At 66.3% G+C, this 7,909-nt stretch carries 10 protein-coding genes; 4 read left to right on the top strand and 6 right to left on the bottom strand.

Annotated features, from left to right (window positions below; all coding sequences use genetic code 11):
* The 6 genes from ACLQ6X_RS02450 to ACLQ6X_RS02475 all read right to left on the bottom strand — a co-directional run.
* Window positions 1-395: Phenylacetic acid catabolic protein (locus tag ACLQ6X_RS02450; RefSeq protein ID WP_411698578.1), on the bottom strand; the 395-nt coding region annotated here is incomplete at its 3' end.
* Entirely contained in the window at window positions 392-670 is a 279-nt protein-coding gene (gene paaB / locus ACLQ6X_RS02455) for a 1,2-phenylacetyl-CoA epoxidase subunit B (RefSeq protein WP_411698579.1), read from the bottom strand. The genes paaB and ACLQ6X_RS02450, both read right to left, overlap by 4 nt.
* Window position 671: 1 nt before the next feature.
* A complete protein-coding gene (locus tag ACLQ6X_RS02460; RefSeq protein ID WP_411698580.1) occupies window positions 672-1,133 on the bottom strand; it encodes an iron-sulfur cluster assembly protein in 462 nt (153 codons plus the stop codon).
* A complete protein-coding gene (gene paaA / locus ACLQ6X_RS02465; protein ID WP_411698581.1) occupies window positions 1,130-2,029 on the bottom strand; it encodes a 1,2-phenylacetyl-CoA epoxidase subunit PaaA in 900 nt (299 codons plus the stop codon). Before paaA ends, ACLQ6X_RS02460 begins: the two co-directional genes overlap by 4 nt.
* 23 nt (window positions 2,030-2,052) lie before the next feature.
* Window positions 2,053-2,472 carry a hydroxyphenylacetyl-CoA thioesterase PaaI gene (gene paaI / locus ACLQ6X_RS02470; protein WP_411698582.1) on the bottom strand — a complete coding sequence of 140 codons (420 nt, stop codon included), beginning with the start codon at window positions 2,470-2,472 and terminating at the stop codon, window positions 2,053-2,055.
* Window positions 2,473-2,724: 252 nt separating this feature from the next.
* The gene (locus ACLQ6X_RS02475) at window positions 2,725-3,918 is read right to left on the bottom strand and encodes an ABC transporter ATP-binding protein (protein WP_411698583.1); all 1,194 of its coding nucleotides are present in this window, start codon (window positions 3,916-3,918) and stop codon (window positions 2,725-2,727) included.
* A 216-nt stretch (window positions 3,919-4,134) separates the two neighbouring features.
* Here ACLQ6X_RS02475 and ACLQ6X_RS02480 point away from each other — a divergent pair, with 216 nt between their 5' ends.
* The 4 genes from ACLQ6X_RS02480 to ACLQ6X_RS02495 form a co-directional block, all read left to right on the top strand.
* Entirely contained in the window at window positions 4,135-5,049 is a 915-nt protein-coding gene (locus ACLQ6X_RS02480) for a DsbA family protein (protein WP_411698584.1), read from the top strand.
* Window positions 5,050-5,100: 51 nt separating this feature from the next.
* On the top strand, window positions 5,101-5,928 hold the full coding sequence (gene nadE, locus ACLQ6X_RS02485; RefSeq protein WP_411698585.1) for an ammonia-dependent NAD(+) synthetase: 828 nt from the start codon (window positions 5,101-5,103) through the stop codon (window positions 5,926-5,928).
* 161 nt (window positions 5,929-6,089) lie between these two features.
* Entirely contained in the window at window positions 6,090-7,706 is a 1,617-nt protein-coding gene (locus ACLQ6X_RS02490) for an MDR family MFS transporter (protein ID WP_411698587.1), read from the top strand.
* On the top strand, window positions 7,699-7,909 hold a 211-nt coding region (locus ACLQ6X_RS02495), incomplete at its 3' end, for a hypothetical protein (RefSeq protein ID WP_411698586.1). The genes ACLQ6X_RS02490 and ACLQ6X_RS02495, both read left to right, overlap by 8 nt.

The following is a 7,909-nucleotide window of genomic DNA, read 5'->3' on the forward strand; positions in this document are numbered from 1 at the left end:
TAGACCTCCTCCGCAAGTGCTCGGGCGGCGATGCCACGTAGCTCGGGGGCGGACGAAGTCGCGAGGCTCACCCAGCGGACGAGTTCGGCTTCGTCGTAGAGCCAATGGCGCATGAGGGCGTCGGCCCAGTCGGTGCACGCCATCTCGACCAGCCAACACGACCGGTATTCGGACGGCGACCGCCAGAACGCGAGTTGGTCGGCATCGCCTTCGGCCAGCAGTTCGTAGAGCAGGGCTGCATGGCCGAGCTCGTCCTGACCGATGGAGGCGAAGGCCAGATCTTCTTCGAGGAACGGGGCAACACCGATCCACTCGGTGTGTCGTTGCCCCATCACGTGCTCGTCGTCGGCGAACGCGAGAAGTACCGCTTGCTCTGCGTCGTTGAAGGGGCTCACGACGCTGCGTCACGCCGCGCCGCCTTGCGCCGCGCAGCCACGCGTGAGCCGTCGTTGTGACGCTGAGGCTTATCGGCGTTGGGGGCGACGAACGTCTCGTCGCCTGTGAGGATGTGTTCTCGATCGACGATCCACATCGTTCGGCCCTCTGCCCGCCGCGCATAGTTCTCGCGGGCGAGCACGATGGCGAGTTCCTCGTTCGGCGCCTCGAGGCTGCCGGCGTGGCGGAACTCCTCCTTCCCGTCTCGTTTCAGGAACACCTCGTAGATCCGCATGTCAGCGCATCACCTCGACCACTTCGCCGCACGAGGGGCAACCATGCACGGCCCGGCAACGAGTGGGACCGAACATCGAGCGCTCGTCGGTCGGCGCGCCACAACGCGGGCAGCGTGCAGCACCGCTTCGTTCGACGGCGATGCCGAGTCCTGCCCCGAGTCGCGCCTCGGCCGCAGCGGATATGCGGTCGACGCTCCAGACCGGGGTAGCCAGGAAAGCCACTTCGACCGCCGAGACACCGTCGACGCGGCTCACCGCGGCGCGAACATCGGCCGCGATCGTGGCCAACGCGGGACACCCGCTGAAGGTCGGGATCAGACCGACCCGCACCTGCCCGTCGGCTCCGACGTGGAGTGTTTCGAGCAGGCCGAGTTCGACGATCGATACGCCGGGCATTTCCGGGTCATCGACACCGGCCACGGCGGCATGGACTGCGTCACTGAGCTCCGCGGTCGCGATCACGCCACCAGCTCCGTCGACCGGTCGAGGGCATCGCGCACCCACGCCGTGTCGGCCCAGTGGCGCGCCGCGTCGCCGATGCGTCGCGCCGAATCGGGGCCCTCGTTGGCCAACGCGGCGCGCAGGTGGGTCCAGTCGATGGCTCCGATGACCCATCGATCGGTGTCCGGGTCGAGGCGTAGGTCGGGATCGGGAATCGTGAAGCCGTAGTTGACGAGCAGCGGCGCATACTTCTGCACCCAACGGTCGCGCAGCACCTCGTTCGGCTCCGACTTGATTCGCCACCGGATCAGTTCGTCGTCGGGCTTCGAATCGGGGCCGAAGAGCTGCAGCGCCGGCAACCACCATCGCTCGAGGGCCTCCTGGAACATCCGGTGCTGAACAGGCGTGCCTTCGGCGAAAGTGAGAAGCATCTCCTCGCCGTGGCGCATGTGAAAGCCCTCCTCAGCGATGATCCGGCGCAGGATCCGCTTGTACGGGCCATACGAACATTGCTTGAACACGGCTTGCTGGCTGATCAACGCCGCGGCGTCGACAAGGTAGGCGATCGCGACCTGATCGGCCCACGTGACGGCGGGGTAGTGGAACACGTTGTGGAATCGGCTGCGCCCGGCGAAGAGGTCGACGATCATCTCCGACCGGGTCTTGACACCCATGTCTGCGGCCACCATGTACAGCAGGTGGGCGTGACCGATCTCGTCCTGCGTCTTGGCGAGCACCGCCATCTTGCGCCGGAGCCCGGGGGCGCGCGGGATCCAGTCGCGCTCGGTCAAGCCGCCCATCAGCTCCGAGTTGGCGTGGAGTTCGATGAATCGGAACACCTCGGTCCGGTAGGCGGGAGGAATCGCGTCGTCCCGCTCGACAACTCCCTCGGCGTCCAGGAACTGCTGGAACTCCACCTCCGAGTCCCATCGGCGGCCGCTCACGGCACGACCGATCCACCAATGCTGTGCGAGCGGCCGCGAAACAACGCAACCGCCGTGCCGTCGTCGAGTTCGACGACCACGTCGTAGACGCCGCTCTTGGAGCGCGCCCACCTCTGCTCGGCTCGCGCCCGGATCGTGGCACCTTCGGGCACGGGATGAAGGAACTCGACCGACGCCGCAGACGCGACGGTGTTGACGTTGTGGCTGTTGCACGCGTACCCGAACGCGGTGTCGGCAAGCGTGAAGATGATCCCGCCATGACACGTGCCGTGGCAGTTGCACATGTCGCCCCGCACGGTCATCGACACCACCGCCCAACCGGCGCCGGCCTCGACGACGTCGATACCGAGTGCGTCGGCGCATCGGTCGCGTAACCGCAGGACCGAAACCACATCGGCTTCCACCGGAACAGTCACCCGCCCATTGTAGAACGGGGACGAGGCGGACCCGCTTGACGAACTGCGGAAAGGGTGTAGCATGTGAGTTCTCTAGACAGACTCAGGGGTAAGCCCATGTTCTCCCACCGCTCACGATCAAGGCCGAGGTCCGCGTTCGGCGCACCTTTCGTCTCCTACTGCAACGACGAATTGGAACTCATCGTCGAACATCGCATCGGCGAAAGCGACCTGGCCGCCGCTCGCCATCGATTGTTTCGTCGCCGCTGACCCTCAACCCCAGATTGAAGCGTGGGTGGACAGATCAAAGAAGTGAAGGGCGTCCACATCGACCGCGATGTCGACGATGTCCCCAGTCTTGATCTGGCTGTGGGGTGAGAACCGAGCGACGAGTGGCGCCGAATCGGCGGCACCGTGCTCGGAAGGCGAACCCCCCTCGACGCCTTCCTGAACATCTTCGGTGAGCACCCTCGTTGCCGGAAAGCTGAAGTGCACCATCAGGTCCGAACCGAGGGCCTCGGTGAGTTCGACCGTGCCGACGAGCCGCTGGTCGGCAGGGTGATCCGACCGGATCGCGGGATCGTGGAGATTTTCTGGCCGGACGCCGACCCCGAGTGTCTGACCGATCTTGTCACGGAGCGCCGGGTGGGCGGCGACGACCGATTCGGACAGCTGGAGCTTGCGATCGCCGACGGCGAGCCAGAGGCCATCGTCGGACTCGTCAAGGTGACCTTCGAAGAGGTTCATCGCGGGTGAGCCGATGAATGCGGCGACGAAGAGATTGTTGGGATGGTCGTACAGCGTTTGCGGGTTGTCGACCTGCTGGAGGAGTCCTTTTCGCAGCACGGCGACTCGATCGCCCATCGTCATCGCCTCGACCTGGTCGTGGGTGACGTAGAGGGTCGTAACGCCGAGAGCGGTCTGGAGCTTGGAGATGTCGGCGCGCATCTGGACGCGGAGCTTGGCGTCCAGGATCGACAGTGGCTCGTCCATCAAGCACGCTGCCGGCCGACGGACGATCGCGCGGCCCATCGCGACACGCTGGCGCTGACCACCGGAGAGCGCCTTCGGCTTGCGGTCGAGGTATTCCTCGAGGTCGAGCATCTTGGCGACCTCACGGACGCGCTTGTTGCGGTCGGCCTTGGAAACGCCGCTGAGCTTGAGCGCGAAGCCCATGTTGTCGGCGACGTTCATGTGCGGGTAGAGCGCGTAGTTCTGGAAGACCATCGCGATGTCGCGGTCTTTCGGGGGAACGTCGGTGACGTTGCGGTCGCCGATGAGGATGTTGCCGTCGTTGACCTCTTCGAGGCCGGCGAGCATGCGCAGGGAGGTGGACTTTCCGCAACCGGAGGGGCCGACGAGGACGAGGAATTCGCCGTCTGCGACCGAGAGGTCGAGCGCGTCGACTGCGGGGCGGGTGGAACCCGGGTAGAGGCGGGTTGCCTTGTCAAAAGTGACTGATGCCATGACTGTTAATGCTCCTTCACCGGCAGGTACGTGCCGGACGATCCGAGTGAATGGACAGCGACTAGACGTCGCCACAGTCATTATTGCACTATCACGCGTACAGCGGCCGTTTGGGCGATTCCCAGAGTCCGCTCCTAAGATCGTCACAGTCCATGGCATTGTGCTGTCCCGGCACGGACATTTCTCCCCCTAACTTCTGGTTTCAGCGAGGTTCTTTTGACACACGGCATTTCTGGCAGCGATCGCCAGAGCAAAAACGAACGGCGGGAAGCCGCCCGCGAGAAGGCTAAGGCGCTGCGCGACAGCCAGCGCAAGAAGGACCGTCTCAGCAAGGTGGTGCTGCAGGGCAGCGTCATCCTCGTCGCCGTGGCGATCGTCGCGGTGGTGGCATTCGCCATCGTGACGACGATCAAGCCCGCCAGCCCCGGCCCGCGCAACATGCTCAGCGACGGCATCCTCATCGGCCAGGGCCTCACCGCCACGCCGACCGCCGCCCTGCAGCCCGGAGCCGAGCCCGTGCCGAACCTGCGCAACGACGAAGACGATGTCATCCGCATCCAGATGTACGTCGACTACTTCTGCCCGATCTGCGGCCAGTTCGAGAAGGCCAACGGCGACCAGCTGACCACGTGGCTCGAGAGTGGCGCCGCCAACGTCGAGATCTTCCCGATGGCGATCCTCGACCGTGCCTCGCAGGGAACGAAGTACGCCACCCGCGCCGCGAACGCCGCCGCGTGCGTCGCCGACAGCTCGCCCGACCAGTACTACGGGTTCCACAACAGCCTCTTCGCCAACCAGCCGGAGGAGAATACCGACGGTCTCTCCGATTCCGAGCTGATCGCGTTGACCGAAGAGGCCGGTGTGACCAACCCGCGTGCCGTCGCGAACTGCATCGACGACCAGAAGTTCAAGAACTGGGTCGCCGACGCCCGCACCCGCGCGCAGAACGGGCCGATCGTCGACAGCAACGTGGACAAGATCGCCGGCACCCCCACCGTGATCGTCAACGGCCTCAAGTACACGGGGGCCCTCAACGACGCCAAGGCGTTCTCCGCGTTCGTCATCCAGGCCGAGAACACCAACTTCAACGAGAGCTCGACCGCGACGCCCACTCCGACCCCCGCTCCGTAGGGCCCGCTCCGTAGGGGTAGTGCCGTAGCGGCTGTGCCGTAGCGTTAGGGCATGCGCGAAGAACAAGCCCGGATCATCAGCGACCTCAACGTTCTGCCCCAGATCGACGTGGAGGCGGAGATCGACCGCCGTGTCGGCTTCCTCTGCGACTATCTGCGCTCGACCGGCGCCAAGGGCCTCGTGCTCGGCATCAGCGGCGGCCAGGATTCGTCGCTCGCCGGCCGGCTCTGCCAGCTCGCGGTCGAACGCCTCGCCGGTGAGGGGGTCACCGCCGAGTTCGTGGCGGTCCGGCTGCCCTACGCGGTGCAGGCCGATGAGGAGGACGCGCGGCTCGCGGTCTCGTTCATCCGCCCGACCCGCGTCATCACCTTCGACATCAAGCGCGGCGTCGACGGCGTGGCCGCAGAGTTCGGCGACGCGGTGGGCGCGAAGATCAGCGACTTCACCAAGGGCAACACCAAGGCCCGCATGCGCATGGTGGCGCAGTACGCGATCGCCGGAGACCACGGCCTGCTCGTGGTCGGAACCGACCACGCCGCCGAGGCGATCACCGGCTTCTTCACCAAGTTCGGAGACGGCGGAGCCGACATCCTGCCGCTCTCCGGCCTCACCAAGGGGCAGGGCCGCGCGCTGCTCACGGCCCTCGGTGCTCCCGAGCGCCTGTACCTGAAGCACCCGACGGCCGACCTGCTCGACGAGAACCCCGGGCAGACCGACGAGAACAACCTCGGCATCGCGTACGCCGACATCGACGCCTTCCTCGAGGGCAGGACCGTGGATGACACGGTCGCCGACGCCCTCGTCGCGCGGTATCGCGCCACCGAGCACAAGCGCCAGTTGCCGGTCACCCCGGCCGACGAGTGGTGGCGGTCGGCCTGAACCAGCGCTATTCCCACACGAACTGGTTGACTTTGCGCAACTAAGTCGTATAGTTGATTTAGATCAACTGATTCTGGCCCTCACCGTCGAGCACCCGCTCGCGTGGGGGCCATCGTCGTGAATGGGAAAGAACCGTGTCAGAAACAACCGCTCCACCGGCCATGACGCACCGCCAGGTGCTCGAGGCCCTCTCCGGCCTGCTCGCCGGGCTCTTCGTCGCCGTGCTCGCATCGACGGTCGTGTCGACCTCGCTGCCGAAGATCATCTCCGACCTGCAGGGCGACCAGACTGCCTACACCTGGGTGGTCGTCTCCACCCTGCTCGCCACCACGGTGAGCACGCCGATCTGGGGCAAGCTCGCCGACCTCTTCAACCGCAAGCTGCTCGTGCAGATCGCGATCGTCATCTTCGTGCTGGGCTCGGCGCTCGCCGGGTTCTCGCAGGGCACAGACACCCTCATCGTGTTCCGCGTGCTGCAGGGCCTCGGCGCCGGCGGCGTCATCTCGCTCGTGCAGGTGCTCATCTCCGACATCGTCAGCCCGCGTGAACGCGGCCGCTACGTGGGCCTGCTCGGCGCCGTGCTCGCGGTCGGCACCGCCGGTGGCCCGCTGCTCGGCGGCGTCATCACCGACACCATCGGCTGGCGTTGGAACTTCTACGTCGCGGTGCCCTTCGCGGTGCTCGCCCTCATCCTGATCCAGCGCACGCTGCACCTGCCCAAGCGGGCGAAGCGCACGGTGTCGATCGACTACCTCGGCGCCGTGCTCATCGCCGGCGGCGTCTCACTGCTGCTGATCTGGGTCTCGCTCGCGGGCAACCAGTTCGAGTGGAACTCCGCCACCTCGTGGGTCATGGCCGTCGGCGCGGCCGTGCTGCTCGTCGCCGCCGTGATCACCGAGATCGTGGTGAAAGAACCGATCCTGCCCATGAACCTGTTCAAGAACCGCAGCTTCACGCTCGTGGTCGTCGCGAGCCTCACGGTGGGTGTGGCACTGTTCGCCTCGTCGGTGTTCCTCAGCCAGTACTGGCAGCTGAGCCGCGGAGCCAATCCGACCCAGTCGGGGCTGCTCAGCCTGCCGCAGGTGATCGGTTCGCTCGTGGCATCCACCCTCATCGGCACTCTGATCAGCCGCAGCGGCAAATGGAAGCGCTGGATGGTCGTCGGCGCCTCGCTGCTCACCGTCGGCCTCGGCCTGATGGCGACGATCCGCTACGACACCGACATCACGCTCGTCTCGATCTGCCTCGCGCTGATGGGGCTCGGACTCGGCATGGTGATGCAGAACCTCGTGCTCGTCGTGCAGAACTCGGTCGACGTGCGCCAGATCGGTGCGGCGAGTTCGGCCGTGGCCTTCTTCCGCAGCCTCGGCGGCACACTCGGCGTCTCGATCCTCGGCGCGGTGCTCGCGTCGCAGGTCGCGAGCCACGTCACCAAGGGCATTGCCACGATCAGCGCCCCGGCGAGCGAGCTGAAGGCGCTGGCCTCCGGTACGATTCCCGACGTGAATGAGCTGTCGACGCCGGTGCGGGTGCTCGTCGAGAGCGCCTACGGCCAGGCGATCGGCGAGATCTTCCTCATCGCCGCGCCGCTCGCGCTCATCACCCTGATCTGCATCATCTTCCTGCCGAACGCGGAGCTCGGCACCAAGACCGGCGTGCAGCAGCTCGCCGAGACCGAGGCCGAGCTGGTGCTGAACGTGGCCGGCGGCGAGGCCATCGTGCCGACCGCCGCGACGCGACCGGTACCGGTCGTCAAGAACGCGGATGACCGTGCCTGATTCTCCGGAGTCCGATGCGGCCCGCGACGCCTACGCGCTCGAGATCGAGCAGGGCGTCGCGGTGCTGTACCGCGCGAGCAAGGCGCGGGTGAAGCGGCTCGTCGAGCACCTCGACCCCGACATGCAGACCGCCGGCTACCTCGTGCGGCGCTTCGTGATGGCGCACGAGCCGATCCGAGCCGGCGACGTCGCGGCCGGACTGT

This window comes from Conyzicola sp. (genome assembly GCF_046714715.1).
GTDB lineage: Bacteria > Actinomycetota > Actinomycetes > Actinomycetales > Microbacteriaceae > Conyzicola.

What these genes read in the sequence shown, in the direction of transcription:
- paaB (WP_411698579.1), bottom strand. Translation starts at nt 670, where the DNA reads ATGCGGATCTACGAGGTGTTCCTGAAACGAGACGGGAAGGAGGAGTTC.
- ACLQ6X_RS02475 (WP_411698583.1), bottom strand. Translation starts at nt 3,918, where the DNA reads ATGGCATCAGTCACTTTTGACAAGGCAACCCGCCTCTACCCGGGTTCC.
- nadE (WP_411698585.1), top strand. Translation starts at nt 5,101, where the DNA reads ATGCGCGAAGAACAAGCCCGGATCATCAGCGACCTCAACGTTCTGCCC.
- ACLQ6X_RS02490 (WP_411698587.1), top strand. Translation starts at nt 6,090, where the DNA reads ATGACGCACCGCCAGGTGCTCGAGGCCCTCTCCGGCCTGCTCGCCGGG.